The following is a 19,243-nucleotide window of genomic DNA, read 5'->3' as shown; positions in this document are numbered from 1 at the left end:
ACCGACGTGCGAGAGGGGCACAGGGTTGCCGCGCGACGGTAATCTGATATCACTTAGATAGGCACAAGCTAGCGAGGCGCCCGACCGGCGACTCGCCCGACGAACGGGGGGACCCACCCATGCCCACGCACGACGCCTCAGCCGCCACCGCCACGCCCACGGCACCGGAGATGCCGGAACCACGGGTGAAGGAGTTCCCGGCGCACAGCATCGGCGGCGGGTACGCCCTGCTGCTCGGGCTCGTCGGGCTGCTGGCCGGGATCGGGCTGATAGCCGGCGGCGCCGCCGCGGCCGTGGCCGCCGGAGTCAAGGCTTCGCTGATCGTGCCGGGCGTGCTGGCCGGGCTCAGCGCACTGCTGGCGATGTCGGGGCTGAACATGGTGGCACCGGGCGAGGCGCGGGTCGTCCAGCTCTTCGGGCGCTACCGCGGGACGATCCGCGAGGACGGGCTGCGCTGGGTGAACCCGTTCACCTCGCGCACCAAGATCTCCACCCGGGTCCGCAACCACGAGACCGCCGTACTCAAGGTCAACGACGCCTACGGCAACCCGATCGAGCTGGCCGCGGTGGTGGTGTGGAAGGTGCGGGACACCGCGCAGGCCACCTTCGAGGTGGACGACTTCCTGGAGTTCGTCTCCACCCAGACCGAGGCCGCCGTCCGCCACATCGCCATCGAGTACCCCTATGACGCGCACGAGGAGGACGGGCTCTCGCTGCGCGGCAACGCCGAGGAGATCACCGAGAAGCTCGCGATCGAGCTGCACGCGCGCGTGGAGGCGGCCGGTGTGCAGATCATCGAGTCCCGGTTCACCCACCTCGCGTACGCTCCCGAGATCGCCTCCGCGATGCTCCAGCGCCAGCAGGCGGGCGCGGTGGTCGCGGCGCGGCGGGAGATCGTCGACGGGGCGGTCGGGATGGTCGAGGCGGCGCTCGCCCGGATCAACGAGCGGGACATCGTGGAACTGGACGAGGAACGGAAGGCGGCGATGGTGTCCAACCTGATGGTCGTACTGTGCGGGGACCGGGCGCCGCAGCCCGTCCTGAACACCGGGACCCTCTACCAGTGACGGACCGACCGGGGAACGACTCCGACGAGGGTCCGGCGCCCCGGCGGCGGTCGCAGCAGCGCAAGCAGGTGCTGCTGCGACTGGACCCGTCGGTGTACGAGGCGCTGGCGCGCTGGGCGTCCGACGACCTGCGGTCGGCCAACGCGCAGATCGAGTTCCTGCTGCGCAAGGCGCTGGCGGAGGCCGGACGGCTGCCGCGGGGGGCCGGACCGCTGCCGCGCCGCGGCCGCCCCCCTGTGTCAGAACCGTGACAATCGGCTGCGACCTGCGGCTCCACGACTGAGAGAGCGGTTGCCCGCACGCTCCGCGAGGGAGTCCACACCCGGTGTATACGCACCGGGTATACACGCTGTGTAGAGTCCTCGCCATGTCCATCGGTCACACCCTTCTCGGACTCCTGGAGTCCGGACCCCGCCACGGTTACGACCTCAAGCGGGCCTTCGACGCGAAGTTCGGTCACGACCGGCCGCTGCACTACGGCCAGGTCTACTCGACGATGTCCCGGCTGCTGAAGCACGGCCTCGTCGAGGTCGAGGGCATCGAGCCGGGCGGCGGGCCCGAGCGCAAGCGGTACGCGATCACCGACGCCGGGATCACCGACGTCGAACGGTGGCTCGCCACGCCGGAGCAGCCCGAGCCGTACCTGCAGTCGACCCTGTACACCAAGGTCGTCCTCGCCCTGCTCACCCACCGCGACGCCGCCGACATCCTCGACACCCAGCGCTCGGAGCACCTGCGCAGCATGCGGATCCTGACCGACCGCAAGCGCAAGGGCGACCTCGCCGACCAGCTGATCTGCGACCACGCCCTGTTCCACCTGGAGGCCGACCTGCGCTGGCTGGAGCTGACCGCCGCCAGGCTCGACCGGCTCCGCGAGGCGGTGACGGCCCAGTGATAGCTCCCGCCGGTTCCCTGCTCACGGCGCAGGATCTGCGCAAGGCCTACGGTCCGACGCTCGCCCTGGACGGCGCCGGGTTCTCCATCCACCCCGGCGAGGTCGTCGCCGTCATGGGCCCCTCCGGCTCGGGCAAGTCGACGCTGCTGCACTGCCTCGCCGGCATCGTGACACCCGACTCCGGGTCGATCATGTACGACGGACGCGAGATGGCCACGATGAGCGACGCCGAGCGCAGCTCGCTGCGGCGCAGCGAGTTCGGGTTCGTCTTCCAGTTCGGGCAGCTGGTGCCCGAACTGACCTGCGTGGAGAACGTCGCCCTGCCGCTGCGGCTGAACGGCACTTCACGCAAGGCCGCCGAGCGCACCGCGCTCACCTGGATGGAGCGGCTGGAGGTCGACGACCTCAGCCGGAAGCGGCCCGGCGAGGTCTCCGGCGGCCAGGGCCAGCGGGTCGCGGTCGCGCGGGCGCTGGTCACCAGCCCCCGCGTGGTGTTCGCGGACGAGCCCACCGGCGCGCTCGACTCGCTCAACGGCGAACGCGTCATGGAACTCCTCACCGACGCGGCCCGCACCACCAACGCGGCCGTCGTCCTGGTCACCCACGAGGCCCGGGTGGCGGCCTACTCCGACCGCGAGATCGTCGTACGGGACGGCAGGTCGCGGGACATGGAGCGGGCCGTATGAACCCGCGCGCATGGGGCCGCGACCTCCGCCTGGGCCTGCGGTTCGCGGTCTCCGGCGGGCGCGAGGGCTGGGTCCGGCTGACGCTGACCGCCGTCGGCGTGGGACTCGGTGTGGCGCTGCTGCTGCTGTCGACCGCGCTGCCCACCGCGCTGTCGGTCCGGCACGACCGCGAACAGGCCCGGATGGACTTCGGCTCCGGCGAGACCGTCTCCCGCACCGACGACACGGTCGTCGTGGCCCACACCGACACCTCGTTCCGCAACAAGGACATACGGGGGCGGCTGCTGGAGCCCATGGGGCCGCGGGCCCCGCTGCCGCCGGGCGTCGACGCGTTCCCGGCCGCGGACGAGATGGTCGTCTCCCCCGCGCTCAAGGAGCTGCTGGAGTCCGACGGGGCCCGGCTGCTGCGGGAGCGGCTGCCGTACCGGATCACCGGCACGATCAAGGAGGCCGGGCTGGTCGGCTCGCGGGAGCTGGCCTACTACGCGGGCGGCGAGAAGCTGGAGGAGCGGGCCGGCGGCGCCTGGGTGGTGCGGCTGAACCGGTTCGGCGAGGCGCAGCCGTCCGAGGAGCGCACCGACCCGGTGCTGGTGCTGCTCAACCTGGTCGTGCTGGTCGTGCTGCTGATGCCGGTCGCGGTGTTCGTCGCGGCCGCGGTACGGATCGGCGGCGAGCGGCGCGACCGCCGGCTGGCGGCGCTGCGGCTGGTGGGCTCCGACGGGCGGATGACCCGGCGGATCGCGGCCGGCGAGGCGCTCGCCGGGGCGCTGCTCGGGCTGGTCGTCGGCCTCGGCTTCTTCCTGCTCGGCCGTCAGGTGGCGGGCTCCGTCGAGGTGTTCGGGATCAGCGTGTTCCCCAGCTATCTCAACCCCTCGCCGGCGCTGGCCGTGCTGGTCGCCGTCGCCGTCCCGGCGGCCGCCGTGCTGGTCACGCTGCTCGCGCTGCGCGGCGTGGTGATCGAACCGCTCGGCGTGGTGCGCACGGCCAAGCCGACGCGGCGCCGGCTGTGGTGGCGGCTGCTGCTGCCGCTGGCGGGCCTCGGCCTGCTCGCGCCGATGCTCGGCCAGGGCCGCGAGAACGGGAACTTCAACGAGTACCAGGTGGTGAGCGGTGTCCTGCTGCTGCTCGTCGGGGTGACCGCGCTGCTGCCCTGGCTGGTGGAGACCGTCGTCGCCCGGCTCGGCGCGGGCGCCCTGTCGTGGCAACTCGCGGTACGGCGACTGCAGTTGAGCAGCGGCACGGCGGCCCGGATGGTCAACGGCATCGCGGTGGCCGTCGCCGGCGCGGTCGCCCTGCAGATGCTGTTCGCCGGCGTCGAGGGCGACTACACCAAGAACACCGGCAAGGACGTCTCGCGGACCCAGATGGACGTACAGGTGCCGAAGAGCATGGCGCTGTCCGAGGCCGCGGACCGGTTCGCCGACACCCGGGGCGTGCGGCGGGTCATCAGCCTGTCCGAGGGATACGTCGCCAACACCGCCTGGACGGGCGAGGGCACGGAACTCAGCGCCCCGCTCTCCGTGGGCACCTGCGCGGACCTGCGGGAGCTGGCGAAGCTCCCGTCGTGCCGGGACGGCGACGTGTTCGTCCTGGACGGCGCCGAGTACGACACGGACGGCCCGCAGATGGCGAAGGCGGGGGCCACCCTGCACTTCAGCCCCGACGACGAGAACGGCCCGGACCTCACCTGGAAGGTGCCGGCGAACGTCAAGCACGCGCAGTCCGCAGCCGACATGAACGGCATCCGGCGCGGCGGGTTCCTGCTCACCCCGTCCGCCCTGCCGGACGACGTCTCCGAGGCGGTCAGCGGACAGCTGTACCTGTCGATCGACGAGTCCGTGCCCGACGCGTTCGAGTACGCGCGCAACACGGCCGCGCAGGTCAACCCGATGAGCTCGCAGTCGGTGTGGTCGGCGACCCAGGAGTCCAACCGGTTCGCCTCCATCCGTACGGGGCTGCTGGTCGGCGCCTCGTGTGTGCTGACGCTGATCGGCGCGAGCCTGCTGGTGTCCCAGCTGGAGCAGCTGCGGGAGCGGCGCAAGCTGCTGTCGTCCCTGGTCGCCTTCGGCACCCGGCGCCGGACCCTGGGCCTGTCGGTGCTGTGGCAGACGGCGATCCCGATCGCGCTCGGCCTGCTGCTCGCCTCGCTCGTGGGGGTGGCGCTGGGCGCGCTGCTGCTGGGCATGACGGACACGCCGGTGATCCTCGACTGGTGGAGCGTGGTGTCGATGACCGGGATCGGCGCGGGGGTCGTGCTCGGGGTGACGCTGTTCAGCCTGCCGCCGCTGCTGCGGCTGCTCCGGCCGGACGGGCTGCGCACCGAGTAGGACCCGGGCCACCGGACACCGGGCCCCCTCCCCGCCGGAACCGACCGGCGGGGAGGGGGCCCGGTCCGCGTCTACAGGCTGTACTCCTTCACCACCCGCCGCGCCTGGGCGAACAGCATGCCCACGTTCACCGACTTGCGGCAGACGACGACCGCCACCACGTCCTGCTGCTCCGTCAGGCGCAGGAACAGGTGGGTGAGGTTCTCGCTGTTGACCAGGATCTCCTGGAAGAAGTGGGTGTCGTTGCTGATCCCGCGGCGCTCCTTGAAGACGTCCTCGATCATCACCACCGTGCGGCCCTGGAACAGGTCGAGGGTGGCGCCCGCCAGCAGGTCCAGCACCTCCGGCGGGTGGTTGTCGACGGTCTCGTACGAGAGCAGCATCCCGGTGGCCATGTCGACCACGCCGGCGGCGACGCAGTCCGGGGCTTCCGAGCGCAGGGACTTGACCAGGCCCATCACCTGGTCGGAAAAGCTCGTAGTCATCCGTTTCGTGGCCATGGTTCAGACTCCTTGGGGGGTCGTCAGGATCGCGCCGATGCGGTCCAGTGCGGGCAGGCTTGCGGTGTGCAGCCGGTCGAGGTCCAGGCCCTCGTCGCCGAGTACGACCATCAGCGCGGTGTCGCCGAGCGCGTAGAAGGCGGCGCAGCCGTGGCTGCCGTAGGTGACCGTCCGGTGCAGGGCGCCGCGGTCGGTGGCCGCGGCGGTGCGGCGGGCGAGTCCGAGTCCGGCCGCGGCGAGGGCGGCGAGGCCCTCCGGGTCGATGGAGTCGGCGGTGTCGGCGGCGATGAGCAGTCCGTCCGCCGCCGCGACGGCGGTGTCGGTGATCCCGGTCACCTGCTCGCGCAGACCGCGCATCTCCCGCGCGAGGGCTTGGTGGTCCATGGCTGCAACTCTCCTATTTCCTGTGTTCATCAGCGGATACGTCACTCGGCCCCGCCCCCGCCCGCAGCCGGAAGAACGGCCTGCGCCGGGGCAGCTCGGGAGGTTCGAAGGGCCCGCCCGGTCCTCTGGGGGACACCGGCAAAGACTCTTGCTCCGTCGCCTCCGCCCCGCCGGCGCCGCACGGAGACTCGGGCGGCGTGCCGCCGCACGGGGGCGCGGGCGGTGTGCCGGGCGGGGGTGGGGCGCCGGGCGCGGGCGGTGTGGGGGTCGGCGGGGCGCCGGGCGGGGGCAGGGCGGGCGTTGGCGGAGCGCCGGGCGCGAGCGGGGGCGGCGGGGGTGCCGGTCGGTCGGCGGGCGGGCGCCGGGACGGCGCGGGTTCCAGCGCGGCGGCCTGCGCGGGTGCGGGTGCGGGTTCGTATGCGGGGGCGGGGAAAGCCGACCGGGTGGCGGGCGCCGGTAGCACGGGGGGCGGTGGATCGAAGGGGCGCCCCGGCGCGGGAGCCGACCGGGCCGCCACCGGCACCCCGGAGAGCCCGTCCCCCGGCGGTGCCACGCCGGCATCCATTCCGAGCACGAGCCGCTCGCTCCCGCCGCCACCCGCCGCACCGGCCGGGCCGGTCCCACGGGAATCTGCCCGGCTGCGGTGACCGCGCCCCGGGGAGTCCTCGCGGCCGGTCCCCCGTCCGGAGGCCACCGCGCCCGAGGCCGCACCGCCGACGACCGCACCGCCGACGGTTCCGCCTCCGCAGGGGGACTCACCCCGAGTGCCACGCCCGGCGACCGCACCGCCGAAGCCCACACCGTCCCCCTCCCCCACGGCCCCGCCCTCGCCCCTGAACGGGCCCCGGGCCGCACCCCGGGCCCCGTCCTCGGCAGCCGCACCGGCGGAAGAAACGTCCACCGCACCGTCGGAAGAACCGTCCACCGCGACGCCGGAGGAACGGGTCGCCGGAGCCGGACCGGTGCCGGGGCGAGCGGCGGGGGCCGGTCGGCGCACGGAGAGGTCCTTGCCGGCCGGGAGGTGGACGGGGATCGGCCAGGGGTTCTCCAGGCACTCCAGCAGGCCCTCGCCGAGCATCCGGGCCACCTCCACGGTGACCGCGTACACCCCGCGCCCGGTGCGGAACGCCAGGTCACGGGCGGTACGCCGCCCATCCGCGTGGGCGAGCAGCTCACGCCGCTCGGCGCTGAGGCACTCCCCGGTGTACGACAGCGGCGCGGGCACCGGGCGCTCCCGGTCCGGCCGTACCGGACAGGGCAGCGCGGCCAGGGCAGCGAGCCGGCGCCCGGCCTCCTGCAGCAGCCGCTGGGGCGGTTCCCCGACGGGGACGGCGGCGGGCGGCGGACCGGCCGCGGGCCCGCGTTCGAGTGCGTCGACCCGGCCGGCGACGACCGCGAACACGGCGTCCCGCAGCGCCATCGCGCACACCACCCGCAGCTGCGCCGCCCCCGCGTACCCGTGGGTGACGATCCCGTCGGCCGGCCAGCGGGCCCCGCCCGCCTCGCGCACCAGCCCGGCCCACTCCTCGCCCTGGATCCGCCCGGACCGCAGCAGCAGCGCGTCCGCCCCGGGCGCACCCGGCGACTCGACGGCGACGACGAGCCCGCCGCGCAGGTGGAAGACGCCGCCGGGTGCGCCGGACACCCGCAGTACCCCGGTGAACCCGTCACGCCCGCACGCGCCCAGTGCGGCTGCCAACCCCGACATCACTCCCCTTGGCCCTTCGCACACGCGCCTGACGTGTAGCTCTGAGGGGGGTATGTGTATCAGCCGTGTGGGGGACGAAAGCGGTTTACGTCCCACCCTGCCCCGAGTTGGCGGAACTTGGACTTCTGTGATGTTCACATGGGCTTTGTTCGACGCCCATTTGAACGACTGGGGGACTTCAGGCGTCGCTGTCGAGCACCCGTACGGGCAGCGGCCGCAGCGCCTCGCGCAACGCGTCGGCGAGTTCCGCGTACTCAGCCTCCCGCGCGGCCCCGGCGCGCATCGCGAGGGCGATCCGGCGGGTGGGCGCGGGCTCGGCGAAGGAGCCGGTCAGCAACTGGCTGCTGCGCGCGGTCTCCAGCCGCAGCGCGGTACGCGGCAGCAGCGTGCAGCCGAGCCCCCCGGCCACCAACTGCACCAGCGTGGACAGCCCGGCGGCGGTAGTCGTCACCGGCGCGCCCACCCGTCTCCCACCGCCGCCCTCCCCCGAGGGGCTTCGCCCCGCCCCCTTGAACCCCTGCCCCGCCTCCCGGCAGATGTCGAGCGCCTGGTCGCGCAGGCAGTGCCCTTCGTCGAGAAGGAGGAGATCGAGTTCCTTGAGCGCCTCCCGGGGGATGCCCTCCCGGCCGCCGAGCCAGTGATCGAGAGGCGTGAGCAGCACGAAGTCCTCGTCGAACAGCGGAAGTTCGGTAACCCCGGGCACACCCAGGGGGACCGCGAGCAGCAGCAGGTCGAGGCGGCCGGTGTGCAGCCCGTCGAGGAGGCTGGCGGTCTGCTCCTCGTGCACCTGGAGGTCGAGATGCGGATAGCGTTCGTGTACCAGGCGCAGCACGGTGGGCAGCAGGTACGGCGCGACGGTCGGGATCACGCCGAGCCGCAGGGCCCCGGTGAAGGGCGCCCGTACCGCCTCCGCTTCCTCCAGGAGTCTGCCGACCTCGTCCAGCACCGCCTTGGCGCGCACGGCGAGCCGCTCACCGGCGGGCGAGAGCAGCACCTTGCGGGTCGTACGTTCGAGGAGGGTCACCCCGAGGGCCTCCTCCAGCGCGGAGACCGCGCCGGACAGGGCGGGCTGACTCATGCCGATGGCCGCGGCGGCGTCGCGGAAGTGGAGGTGCTCGGCGACGGCGGCGAAGGCGCGGAGCTGGGCGAGACTGGGCGGGCGCTTCTTACCGGCGTTCGTACTACCAACGGTCACTGATAACTACCTCCGATCAACTCGACCGAGTGTAGCTATTTCCTGGATCAATCCGCCCTGTGTCACGATCAGCGGTGTCCAACCCATGGGAAGCGTCCGCTATCCGGATGCTTCTTCGCTGCAAGGAGAGCTAGTGCTCACTGTCGGTGACAAGTTCCCCGAGTTCGAACTGACCGCCTGCGTCTCGCTGGAGAAGGGCAAGGAGTTCGAGCAGATCGACCACAAGACCTACGAGGGCAAGTGGAAGGTCGTCTTCGCGTGGCCCAAGGACTTCACCTTCGTGTGCCCGACCGAGATCGCGGCCTTCGGCAAGCTGAACGAGGAGTTCGCCGACCGGGACGCCCAGATCCTCGGCTTCTCCGGTGACTCGGAGTTCGTCCACCACGCCTGGCGCAAGGACCACGACGACCTGCGTGACCTGCCCTTCCCGATGCTGGCCGACTCCCGGCACGAGCTGATGCGCGCGCTCGGCATCGAGGGCGAGGACGGCTTCGCGCAGCGCGCCGTCTTCATCGTCGACCCGAACAACGAGATCCAGTTCACCATGGTGACCGCCGGCTCCGTGGGCCGTAACCCCAAGGAGGTCCTGCGGGTCCTGGACGCCCTGCAGACCGACGAGCTGTGCCCGTGCAACTGGACCAAGGGCGAGGACACCCTCGACCCGGTCAAGCTGCTGGCCGGTGAGTGAGTCATGTCCCTCGACTCGCTGAAGTCCCGCGTACCGGACTACGCCAAGGACCTCAAGCTCAACCTGGGCTCGGTCATCGGCAACTCCGACCTGCCCGCGCAGCAGCTGTGGGGCACGGTGCTGGCGACCGCGATCGCCTCGCGCTCCCCTCTCGTCCTGCGCGAGCTGGCGCCGGAGGCCAAGGCGAACCTGAAGCCGGAGGCGTACACGGCCGCCAAGTCGGCCGCCGCGGTCATGGCGATGAACAACGTCTTCTACCGCACCCGGCACCTGCTGTCGGACCACGAGTACGGCACCCTGCGCGCCGGTCTGCGGATGAACGTCATCGGCAACCCCGGCGTCGACAAGGTCGACTTCGAGCTGTGGTCGTTCGCGGTGTCCGCGATCAACGGCTGCGGCATGTGCCTGGACTCGCACGAGCAGGTGCTGCGCAAGGCCGGTGTCGACCGTGAGGTGATCCAGGAGGCGTTCAAGATCGCCTCGGTGATCCAGGCGGTGGGCGCCACGCTGGAGGCCGACGCCGTGCTGGCCGAGGTCGAGTAGTCGCCCTTCGCTCCGCGGACCCCGCTCACTCCTCGTGGGCGGGGTTCTCCGCGTTTCCGGGCGCCTCGCCGGGGGCCGCGCCGCTCCGACCGGCCGGACCGGCCTGACCGGCCTGACCGGCCTGACCGGCACGTTCGGCCTCACCGGGCTGACCGGGCTGACCGGCCTCGCCGCCGAGCGCCGCGGCCGGGGACAGCTCGGCGGTACCGGCGAGCACCGCGTGCTCCTCGTGGGCGCGTTCCCGGGCGTACGCCGCCAGATAGCCGACCACCGTGTTGGTGACCGCGACCAGCGGCACCGCCACCACCGCGCCGCCGATGCCGGCCACCATGCCGCCCGTGGCGACCGTGAGCACCACCGCCAGCGGATGCACCCGCACCGCGCGGCCGAGGATGAACGGCTGCAGGATGTGCCCCTCGATCTGCTGCACCGCCAGCACCACCGCCAGCGTCATCACGGCGGTGAACACGCCCTGCGTCACCAGCGCCACCACCACCGCCAGCGCGCCCGAGGCGACGGCGCCGACCAGCGGGATGAAGGAGAACAGGAAGATGAACACGGCGAGCGGGACGGCCATCGGCACATCGAGGAAGTAGATGCCGATACCGATGAACACGGCGTCGATGAGGGCGACGATGACCGTGCCGCGTACGTACGCGGTGAGCGTGGCCCAGGCGCGCGGACCGGCGCCGGCGACGCCCGGGCGCGCGGCGGCGGGGACCAGCTTCAGGGACCACTCCCAGATGCGCTTGCCGTCGTAGAGCAGGAAGAGGGTCGAGAAGAAGGCCAGCAGGATGCCGGTCAGGGCCTCGACGACGACCTGGACGCCCTCCAGCCCGGCCGAGGTGATCTGGTCGGTGTTGGCCCCGATCGCCTCCCGCAGGTTCTTGGCGATGCCGTTGATCTGCTTGTCGGTGACGTGGAGGGGGCTGTCGAGCAGCCAGCGGCGCAGGTCGTCGATGCCGTCCTGGACCTGGTCGGAGAGGTCGTCGATGTTCTCCATGACCTGCCAGGTCACGAACCAGCCGAGCAGTCCGATGACGACGAACCCGAGGAACGCGGTGAACGCGGTCGCCAGCCCCCGCGGCACCCCGCGCCGCCGCAGCCGGGTCACGGTGGGCTCCAGCAGGGCGGTCAGCAGCAGCGCGACCACGAAGGCGAGCACCACCAGCTGTACGGCGCTGATGATCCGCATCAGCACCCAGACGGTGCCCGCGAGCACCAGCAGCCGCCAGCCGGCCTCGGCGGCCACCCGGACGCCCCAGGGCACCGCCTGGGCCGGGTCGGGGCGGGGAACGGGGGGCAGCACCACGGTGGGCCGGGGGTCGGCGGGCGGCGGGGGCGGCTCCGGTTCGGCGTGTTCCCGTTCGACCTCGGCGCGGCGCTCGTCGAGTTGCCTGCCCATCCGCGTCAGCCCGGCTCCGAGCCGGCCGAGCCACCCTGGCACTCGCGACATGATCCGTCCCTTTCCCCCGTCTCTCCCCACCGCTCCCCCCAGGAGTCGTCGGTGTACGACCGTACAGGGCCGCAGCCCCTCACCCTAGGACGGGGAGGGGCTGCGGAGGGTTGAGCGGGCCCGGGAACCGGGCGGATGCCGCGAGGGCCTAGTACCAGTGGTTGGCCTGCCAGAAGGACCAGGCGTCGCAGGGGCTGCCGTAGCGGCTGTTCATGTAGTTCAGCCCCCACTTGATCTGGGTGGCCGGGTTGCTCTGCCAGTCCGCTCCGGCGCTCGCGTACTTGCCGGCGGGCAGCGCCTGGAAGAGGCCGTAGGCGCCGGAGGAGGGGTTCACCGCGTGGTAGTTCCAGCTGGACTCGTGGTCCACGATGTTGCTGAAGCACTGGAACTGCCCGCTGGGCACCATGGAGCGGGCCATCGCCTGGATCTGGGCGACCGTGTAGGAGCTCTGGACGGGGAAGTCACCGGCGCTGCGGCTGGCCTTGAGCTTGGCCTCCTCGCGCGCCTTCGCCGCCTTCTCGGCTTTCTCCGCCGCTTCCTTCTTCGCGACGGCGGTCTCGGCGGCGGCCTTGCGGGCCGCTTCCTCCGCGTCCTTCTTGGCGGACTCGTCCGCCGCGATGGCCTGGAAGTTGGCCTGCTGCGTCAGGGAGGCGGTCTGCACCTGGGCCTGTTCACCGACGGGTATGTCCGCGAGCAGGGTCGCGTCACTCGCCGTCGCCTCCGCGTCGTTGCTCTGGGCGACACTGCCCGACGCAACGCCGACGACGCTTCCGACAGCGGTGACCGCCGTGGCCGAGGCCACTGCGAATCCCCGGACCGAGATCCGGCTCACACGGTTTCCTTCCAGCATCGCCCGCCTCGGTGACCCTGGCGGACGCAATCGTGCCCCTGGCGCTGGCCTCCCAACTACGGGGTCACGGAGGCGCGGGCCCGGTGGACGACTCCCTTGACGGAAGCGCCGCTTGGTGCTCGGGCGGCATACGACGGCGTTATGGAGTTGATGAGTCCTGCTGTGGTGCCGTACCGCTGGGGGTACAGCCGTGTCGTATGCGGGGCCTGACAGGATTGAGACTCTGCCGTAACCCGGCGCCGCGAGGCAATTCTGTGCTGCGTGTTAAAGGTCACATCTGGTTTGGGCCCGGAGATTTCGCCGAACGCCCCCGTACGACGACGCCGCCCCGCTAGGCTCTCGGCCTTTGCGGGGCGGCGCCGACCGGCTCACCCGAAGGGTCAGCCGCTGTTCTCCTCCAGCATCTCGGTCACGAGTGCGGCGATCTGGGACCTCTCGGACCGGGTCAGGGTGACATGCGCGAAGAGCGGGTGCCCCTTCAGCTTCTCCACGACGGCCACGACACCGTCATAGCGCCCAACGCGCAGATTGTCCCGCTGTGCCACGTCATGGGTGAGTACCACCCGCGAGTTGGCGCCGATCCGGGACAACACGGTCAGCAGGACGTTCCGTTCCAGCGACTGGGCCTCGTCGACGATCACGAACGCGTCGTGCAGGGAGCGGCCGCGGATGTGGGTCAGCGGGAGCACCTCCAGCATCCCGCGGGCGGTGACCTCCTCGATGACCTCGCGCGAGGTGACCGCGGACAGCGTGTCGAAGACGGCCTGCGCCCAGGGGCTCATCTTCTCCGCCTCGGAGCCCGGCAGATAGCCGAGCTCCTGCCCGCCGACGGCGTACAGCGGCCGGAAGACCATCACCTTCTGGTGCTGCCTGCGCTCCAGCACCGCCTCCAGACCCGCGCACAGCGCCAGCGCCGACTTGCCGGTGCCGGCCCGGCCGCCCATGGAGACGATCCCGACGTCCGGATCGAGCAGCAGGTCCAGCGCGATCCGCTGCTCGGCGCTTCGCCCCTTGATGCCGAAGGCCTCACGGTCGCCGCGCACGAGCCGGATGTTCCCCTCGGGGGTGACGCGGCCGAGCGCCTTGCCGCGCTCCGACTGGATGGTCAGGCCGGTGTGCACGGGCAGGTCGGCGGCCTCGGGGACGTGGAGGTGTCCCTCCTCGAAGAGGATGTCCACCTGTTCGCCGGGCAGCGTCAGTTCGGACATCCCGGTCCATCCGGAGTTCTCCGTGATGGCGAGTTCGGCGCGGTACTCCTCGGCGAGGAGACCGACGGAGGAGGCCTTGATCCGGAGCGGCAGGTCCTTCGAGACGACGGTGACGTCGAACCCCTCGGCCTGCAGATTGCGGGCCACCGCGAGGATGCGTGAGTCGTTGTCCCCCAGGCGGTAGCCGGTGGGCAGCACGCCGGGGTCCGAGTGGTTGAGCTCGACACGGACCGTCCCGCCCAGGTCCCCGATCGGGATGGGGGCGTCGAGGCGTCCGTACCGCACCCGGTAATCGTCCAGCAGGCGCAGTGCCTGCCGGGCGAAGTACCCGAGTTCGGGATGGTGCCGCTTGGCCTCCAGCTCCGTGACCACGACGATGGGGAGCACGACCTCGTGCTCGTCGAAGCGGCTCAGGGCGTTCGGGTCGGCCAGCAGGACGCTGGTGTCGAGAACGTAGGTGCGCCGGTCTGGCTTGTGGCGCTTTGTGCTGGTCACCACGGAAGGACGTACCCCCTCGGATGAGGTCGGGGAGCGACGAGGAGTGACTGGACCGGTCTCCGGCCCCGCTGCACCGCGGGCCGGCGACCGGCCCTCCGCTGCGTCCGTGCTGACCGCACGTTCCGGCTGGTGCAAAGGGCCTCCCGGGCGGACGACCCCGTGCCGCCCGCTGAGGATCCGACACCCGTGGTTCGGGCATCGACCTGCTTGCCTTATGCCCTCGAACACGCGCCGCCATGCCGACGCTTGTCACGGCAGGCCGGTGAACTCCTTGTTACATCCGTGGGGAATGGGGTACGCGGAGGGTTTCCCCGGGGGCGCCAGGGGGACGCGCGTGTGTCCGGCGCGCGGTCCGGTCGGGCCGCTTCAGCCGCTTCAGCCGCCGAAGCGGCGGTGGCGGGCCGCGTAGTCGCGCATCGCGCGCAGGAAGTCGACCTTGCGGAAGGCCGGCCAGAAGACCTCGCAGAAGTAGTACTCGGAGTGCGCGGTCTGCCACAGCATGAAACCGGAGAGCCGCTGCTCACCGCTGGTGCGGATGACGAGGTCCGGGTCGGGCTGGGCGCCGGTGTAGAGGTGGCGGCCGATCATCTCGACGTCCACCGTCTCGGCGAGGTCCTCCATCGAGGTGCCCTTCTCGTGGGCGTCCAGGAGCATGGACCGCACGGCGTCGGCGATCTCCTGCCGGCCGCCGTAGCCGATGGCGACGTTGACCGTTATCCCGGCGATGTGCGCGGTGGTCTCCTCGGCCTCCTTCAGTGTGCGCTGCATTCCGGCCGGGAGGATGTCCAGGGTGCCGACGTGGTGCACGCGCCAGCGGCCGTCGGCGGCGAGGGTGCGCACGACGTCCTCGATGATGCCGAGAAGCGGACCGAGTTCGTCCTGCGGCCGGTCGAAGTTGTCCGTGGACAGCAGCCAGAGGGTGACGACCTCGACGTCGGTCTCACTGCACCAGCCGAGGAACTCCTCGATCTTGTCGGCGCCGGCGCGGTGGCCGTGCACGGTGGAGGAGCCGGCGGCCTTAGCCCAGCGGCGGTTGCCGTCCATGATGACGCCGATGTGCTTGGGCACCTGAGCGTGGTCCAGGTGGCCTTCCACCCGGCGTGCGTAGAGCCTGACCAGCAGGCCGCGCAGCTTGTCGCGCAGGTTCACGTGATTGCCACCCCTCCGGTGCGGATGCGGTCCCCGCAGGGGCGCAGCCTACCCCGCCGGGGGCGGGGCGGGCGCCTTGAGGCGGGGGGCGGGGCGGGCGCCTTGAGGCGGGGGTGGGGCGGGCGGATGGGGGCGGCTGCTGCGGGCGGAGGGACAGGACCGGGGTCGGCCGGGGGGAGGGGCCGACTGGGCGGAGGGACGGGCGCCGGTCGGTGCGCACAAAAAACGGGCCGGTCCGTGGGGGGGAGACGGACCGGCCCGAGGGGGGGTTTCCACCATAACCCTTCGTAAGTGATGCTGCGTGCATCGGCGGGTCACAACTACTCTCCGGAGTCGCCCGGCGACGCGATAAGGGGCCCGATAGGGGTCGTTCCTGGGGTACGGATGGCCGAAAGTCGGCGGATTCCCAGGCCGAACGGAGGAAACGGGGGTGATTTCGGAGGTTTGAGGGACGTCCCTCCGATGGGCTACCCGAGGCGCGAACGCCCGCTTGACGCGCACGCCACCGCGCAGCCCCCTCCACTGCGCGGTGACGCCCGCGCAGCTTTGCTTACGCGAATTGCCTTGGTCTGAACTTACGTGAGACTTACGTGTGACGCGAGGGATTTCTGATAACGATGTGGACACCTTGCGGAGGGACTTCCGGCCATTTCCGGCATGGGGGTGCTAGAGGGCGGCTCACCGGGCAGGGCGGGACACGGGACGGCGGGCAGGGCGGGCGGGGCACGGGCGCGGCGAGTGGGGCGGGCACGGGACTGCGAGTGGGGCGGGGCACGGGGGCGGCGGTCGGGGCGCGGCTTGGGGAACGGGCAGAGGGCGGCTCACCGGGCACGGCGACGCGCGGCGGGTGGGGCGGGCGGCGGGCAGGGCACGGGGGCGCGGCTTACCCGGGCCGGGCGGCGGGCGGCGGGTGTCCGGGCGACGGGCAGCGCACGGGGCGCGGCTTACCGGGCCGGGCGGCGGGCCTCGATCAGGTGCCGGGCGCTATGGGCGACGAAGGCACCCTCGCTCCTGATCCGCTCGTGCAGGGCGCGCAGCCGAGGCTCGTACGCCTCCACCGTGAACCCCGGCACCATCCACACCACCTTGCGCAGGAAGTGCACCACCGCACCGATGTCGCGGAACTCCATCCGCAGCCGCTCCGCCCTCAGGTCGACGACCTCCAGCCCGGCCGCCTCCGCGTCCGCGCGCTCCCGGTCGGGATGCCTGCCCTCGCGGACCTCGTCCGGCTGCGGCCCGAGGAAGTACTCGACGAGCTCGAAGACGCTGCTCGGCCCGACGTGCTGCGCGAAGTACGTCCCGCCGGGCGCGAGCACCCGGGCGATCTCGGCCCACCGGGGCCGCACCGGATGCCGACTGACGACGAGGTCGAACGTACCGTCGGCGAAGGGCAGCGGCGCGTCGTCGGCGACCGCGACCACCGCCACCCCGCGCGGGCGCAGCAGCGCGGTGGCCCCGGCCACGTTGGGCGGCCAGCCCTCGGTGGCGACGGCGAGCCCCGGCGCCCGGGGCGCGGCCCGCGCGAGGGCGAAGTCCAGGGCCTCCCCTCCCCCGGTGTCGAGATCGAGCACGGCGGCGGCCTCCGCCAGCCGCCCTGCCAGGGACACCGCGTACCCCCAGGAGGGCCGCGCCTCGGTGGCCCGGCCCTCGAACCAGGAGAAGTCCCACCCGTCGGTCGGCACGGAGGCGCCTTCGGCGACGAGGGCCTCGTAATCGTCGCCGCCGCGGTCGTTGACGCTGCCGTTCACAGGTCCTCAGCTCGCGGCGAGGGGACGTACGTCCTCGGCCACGAACCGGAGGAACCCCTCGGGGTCGGGCTCATCAGCGGTGGGGAGGAGTACGACGCTGTCGGCGCCGGCGTCGGCGAAGCGCCGTACCGCAGCGGCGACCGTCTCGGCGTCACCGGCGACGCCGAGCCCCGGAACGGAGTCGAGTCCGGTGGCGATGAGTTCCCCGCGCAGCCGCTCGGCGGCGCCCTCCCCGGTGGCGGCGAAGAGATAGACGACGATCTGGTGCGGCCGCGTGGCGCTGCCGTGGCGGGTCCCCTGGTCGGCCCCCTCGCCGTCGCTCCGGCCGATCCGCCGACCGGTCCCCTCACCATGCCCTTCGCGGTTACCGTCGCCGTTCCGTGTGCCGTTCCGTGCGCCGTTCCGCCCGGCTGCCGCTCGCTCCCGCTCGACGATCCGCCGGACCTCCCGCACCCGCTCGGGTGAGGCGGACTCGTTGAGCACGGTGCCGTCGGCGACCTCCCCGGACAGCCGGACCGTACGTTCCCCGACGGCACCGACGAGCACCTCGGCCGGCGCCGCCCCGCTCCCGGTCGGCGGCCAGTCGAGCCCGACGTCGTCGAGCCGGACGTACCGCCCCTTGACGGTGACCCGCTCCCCGTTCAGCAGCGCCCGCAAGGCCACCGTGTACTCCCGCAGCAGCGTCACCGGCGAGTCGACACGCGCCCCGGCCTGCCCCATCCAGTCCTGCACGCCGTGCCCGACCCCGATCCGGGCCCGCCCGGGGAACATGCGGTGCAGGGTCGCGGCCTCCATGGCGGTGACGGCGACGTTACGCAGCGGCACGGGCAGCAGTCCCACGCCGACCCGCACCCGCTCGGTCCACGCCAGCACGGCGGCGGCGGACGAGATGCCGCCCTGCCGGAAGCAGTCCTCCCACAGCCACAGCTCGTCCAGTCCCGCGTCGTCGACGAGCCGGGCGATGTCCCGCAGCCGCTCGGGAGGCAGCTGTGGCCGGAAGATGGCGCCGATGGAAGTCATGAGGGCTTCCTATCCAGACGCCGACGACCGGGACAACTCGTTTAACGGAACGGCCCAATTGGCAGATCGGAGGGGAGGGCTGGTCAGGAAGGTGGGAGGCGGCCGGTGGCGACGGTACGACGAGAACGCTGGCCGGACGGCGGCGGGACGCTGCGGGTGCCGGTGCCCGGCGACGACGCCGAGGACCTCCGCGTCCCCCTGGAGTTCGCCACCTCGTACCGTGCCCGTACGAGGGGGCTGCTGGGGCGGGACTCCCTGACCGGCGCGATGCTGCTGTCCCCCGCGTCCGGCGTCCACACCTTCGGCATGCGCATGCCGATCGACGTGGCGTACCTGGACCGCACCCTGCGCGTCCTCGCCGTACGCACCATGCGCCCCAACCGCCTCGGCCTGCCGCGCCCGCGCGCCCGGCACGTGCTGGAGGCGGAGGCGGGGGCGATGGCGGGCTGGGACCTGCGGGCGGGCGTCCGGGTGTCGGTGCACCCGGGCTCCTGAGCGGAGGGTGGAGTCGATGGGAGGGAAGGGGGCGAGTCTGAGTACGGATGCTCATGCAATGCGGCGCGCCCGTCACTGGAATGGTTCCGGGCACCTGACGTGATCCCGTTCACCTCCGCGACGCCGCGAACAGGCATGTCAGCGGCGGTGGTTAGAGTTTCCGCAGCGGCTACGGGTTTCAGCCTGACCATTCGGGCCGTACGGGGAGGATGTGCTGTGTTGCCGAGCGAAGACGGTTCGGGTTCGAACCCGACGTCGACGTCGTGGGTGTCGTCCGTGTTCGACTTCGCGAAGGACGCGCGGGCCGACCTGGCCGCCGAGCTGTCCTCCTTCACGGACTTCCGCCGCCGCGTCGACGAACTCATCCGCGACCTCAAGGGTTCACCGGCGGGCCCCGGCAAGGTGGCCCAGGACCAGTTGGTTCGCGCCGAGTTCGGGGGCGGCGACGGCGCGTGGGCGGAGGCGGCCGGCCTCTACGGGGCGTACGAGACGGTGATCACCGAGCTGGAGAACCTCTCCAAGCTGCTCTCTGACTGCATGGAGGGCATGAGCATCGCCGTCCTGGCCTCGCACAAGGGCTACGAGAACATCGACCTGGACGTCCGGGACCGCATGGCCGCGATCAGCGCCGAGACGACGGCCCACTACGGCGGCACCCACACCCCGGGCACCCCGTCGGACACCCACACGGGTACCGGCGCTCAGACCGGTGAGGAGGCCGGCGGAACCGGCGAGAGCGGCACGACGAACGGAACCGGCAACGAAGCGGGAGGCACCATCTGATGACGGGCAACACCCCCGGGACCGGCTCCACCCCGTTCGAGAC

19 protein-coding genes are annotated in these 19,243 nt (G+C 72.2%); 9 read left to right on the top strand and 10 right to left on the bottom strand.

The genetic code is table 11. From position 1 onward, the window contains the following. The first annotated feature begins 119 nt into the window (after positions 1 to 119). The 5 genes from ACSLTV_RS22430 (at position 120) to ACSLTV_RS22410 (ending at position 4,975) form a co-directional block, all read left to right on the top strand. Complete coding sequence (locus tag ACSLTV_RS22430) at positions 120 to 1,067, top strand: SPFH domain-containing protein (RefSeq protein WP_432134780.1); 948 nt, start codon at positions 120 to 122, stop codon at positions 1,065 to 1,067. Then, entirely contained in the window at positions 1,064 to 1,318 is a 255-nt protein-coding gene (locus tag ACSLTV_RS22425; protein ID WP_432134779.1) for a hypothetical protein, read from the top strand. Before ACSLTV_RS22430 ends, ACSLTV_RS22425 begins: the two co-directional genes overlap by 4 nt. A gap of 116 nt (positions 1,319 to 1,434) precedes the next feature. Then, entirely contained in the window at positions 1,435 to 1,962 is a 528-nt protein-coding gene (locus ACSLTV_RS22420) for a PadR family transcriptional regulator (protein ID WP_432134778.1), read from the top strand. Beyond that, the gene (locus tag ACSLTV_RS22415) at positions 1,959 to 2,648 is read left to right on the top strand and encodes an ABC transporter ATP-binding protein (protein WP_432134777.1); all 690 of its coding nucleotides are present in this window, start codon (positions 1,959 to 1,961) and stop codon (positions 2,646 to 2,648) included. The genes ACSLTV_RS22420 and ACSLTV_RS22415 overlap by 4 nt, the downstream gene beginning before the upstream one ends. Next, positions 2,645 to 4,975: an ABC transporter permease gene (locus ACSLTV_RS22410; RefSeq protein WP_432134776.1), complete on the top strand. Its 2,331-nt coding sequence runs from the start codon at positions 2,645 to 2,647 to the stop codon at positions 4,973 to 4,975. Before ACSLTV_RS22415 ends, ACSLTV_RS22410 begins: the two co-directional genes overlap by 4 nt. Before the next feature lie 71 nt (positions 4,976 to 5,046). Here the strand turns inward: ACSLTV_RS22410 and ACSLTV_RS22405 are convergent, their stop codons facing one another. The 4 genes from ACSLTV_RS22405 to ACSLTV_RS22390 form a co-directional block, all read right to left on the bottom strand. Further along, a complete protein-coding gene (locus ACSLTV_RS22405) occupies positions 5,047 to 5,475 on the bottom strand; it encodes a hypothetical protein (protein ID WP_432134775.1) in 429 nt (142 codons plus the stop codon). 3 nt (positions 5,476 to 5,478) lie between these two features. Beyond that, a complete protein-coding gene (locus ACSLTV_RS22400; protein WP_432134774.1) occupies positions 5,479 to 5,859 on the bottom strand; it encodes a roadblock/LC7 domain-containing protein in 381 nt (126 codons plus the stop codon). A gap of 13 nt (positions 5,860 to 5,872) precedes the next feature. Beyond that, on the bottom strand, positions 5,873 to 7,558 hold the full coding sequence (locus ACSLTV_RS22395; RefSeq protein WP_435612769.1) for a hypothetical protein: 1,686 nt from the start codon (positions 7,556 to 7,558) through the stop codon (positions 5,873 to 5,875). Between the two features lie 187 nt (positions 7,559 to 7,745). Further along, positions 7,746 to 8,762 carry a LysR substrate-binding domain-containing protein gene (locus tag ACSLTV_RS22390; protein WP_432134772.1) on the bottom strand — a complete coding sequence of 339 codons (1,017 nt, stop codon included), beginning with the start codon at positions 8,760 to 8,762 and terminating at the stop codon, positions 7,746 to 7,748. Between the two features lie 133 nt (positions 8,763 to 8,895). Between ACSLTV_RS22390 and ACSLTV_RS22385 the strand changes: the two genes are divergently transcribed. Further along, positions 8,896 to 9,450 carry a peroxiredoxin gene (locus tag ACSLTV_RS22385; RefSeq protein WP_432134771.1) on the top strand — a complete coding sequence of 185 codons (555 nt, stop codon included), beginning with the start codon at positions 8,896 to 8,898 and terminating at the stop codon, positions 9,448 to 9,450. Positions 9,451 to 9,453: 3 nt separating this feature from the next. Then, on the top strand, positions 9,454 to 9,993 hold the full coding sequence (locus tag ACSLTV_RS22380; RefSeq protein WP_432134770.1) for an alkyl hydroperoxide reductase: 540 nt from the start codon (positions 9,454 to 9,456) through the stop codon (positions 9,991 to 9,993). Between the two features lie 25 nt (positions 9,994 to 10,018). Here ACSLTV_RS22380 and ACSLTV_RS22375 read toward each other — a convergent pair whose 3' ends face one another. From ACSLTV_RS22375 to ACSLTV_RS22350, 6 genes are all read right to left on the bottom strand, one after another. Then, the gene (locus ACSLTV_RS22375; protein ID WP_435612768.1) at positions 10,019 to 11,449 is read right to left on the bottom strand and encodes an AI-2E family transporter; all 1,431 of its coding nucleotides are present in this window, start codon (positions 11,447 to 11,449) and stop codon (positions 10,019 to 10,021) included. A gap of 148 nt (positions 11,450 to 11,597) precedes the next feature. Next, positions 11,598 to 12,281, bottom strand: a complete 684-nt coding sequence (locus ACSLTV_RS22370; protein WP_435612767.1) for a transglycosylase SLT domain-containing protein — start codon at positions 12,279 to 12,281, stop codon at positions 11,598 to 11,600. Between the two features lie 398 nt (positions 12,282 to 12,679). After that, on the bottom strand, positions 12,680 to 14,005 hold the full coding sequence (locus ACSLTV_RS22365) for a PhoH family protein (RefSeq protein ID WP_432134767.1): 1,326 nt from the start codon (positions 14,003 to 14,005) through the stop codon (positions 12,680 to 12,682). 375 nt (positions 14,006 to 14,380) lie between these two features. Next, a complete protein-coding gene (locus ACSLTV_RS22360) occupies positions 14,381 to 15,154 on the bottom strand; it encodes an isoprenyl transferase (protein WP_432134766.1) in 774 nt (257 codons plus the stop codon). 944 nt (positions 15,155 to 16,098) lie between these two features. Further along, positions 16,099 to 16,902 carry a methyltransferase domain-containing protein gene (locus tag ACSLTV_RS22355; protein ID WP_435612766.1) on the bottom strand — a complete coding sequence of 268 codons (804 nt, stop codon included), beginning with the start codon at positions 16,900 to 16,902 and terminating at the stop codon, positions 16,099 to 16,101. A 6-nt stretch (positions 16,903 to 16,908) separates the two neighbouring features. Further along, a complete protein-coding gene (locus ACSLTV_RS22350) occupies positions 16,909 to 17,922 on the bottom strand; it encodes an LLM class flavin-dependent oxidoreductase (RefSeq protein ID WP_435612765.1) in 1,014 nt (337 codons plus the stop codon). A 105-nt stretch (positions 17,923 to 18,027) separates the two neighbouring features. Here ACSLTV_RS22350 and ACSLTV_RS22345 point away from each other — a divergent pair, with 105 nt between their 5' ends. Both ACSLTV_RS22345 and ACSLTV_RS22340 read left to right on the top strand, forming a co-directional pair. Next, a complete protein-coding gene (locus ACSLTV_RS22345) occupies positions 18,028 to 18,417 on the top strand; it encodes a DUF192 domain-containing protein (protein WP_432134763.1) in 390 nt (129 codons plus the stop codon). A gap of 276 nt (positions 18,418 to 18,693) precedes the next feature. Then, the gene (locus ACSLTV_RS22340; RefSeq protein WP_435612764.1) at positions 18,694 to 19,200 is read left to right on the top strand and encodes a hypothetical protein; all 507 of its coding nucleotides are present in this window, start codon (positions 18,694 to 18,696) and stop codon (positions 19,198 to 19,200) included. Positions 19,201 to 19,243 lie beyond the last annotated feature (43 nt).

This window comes from Streptomyces sp. bgisy159 (genome assembly GCF_965341775.1).
In the GTDB taxonomy this organism is placed as follows: Bacteria; Actinomycetota; Actinomycetes; order Streptomycetales; family Streptomycetaceae; genus Streptomyces.
This window is presented reverse-complemented; position numbering and strand designations above follow the sequence as displayed.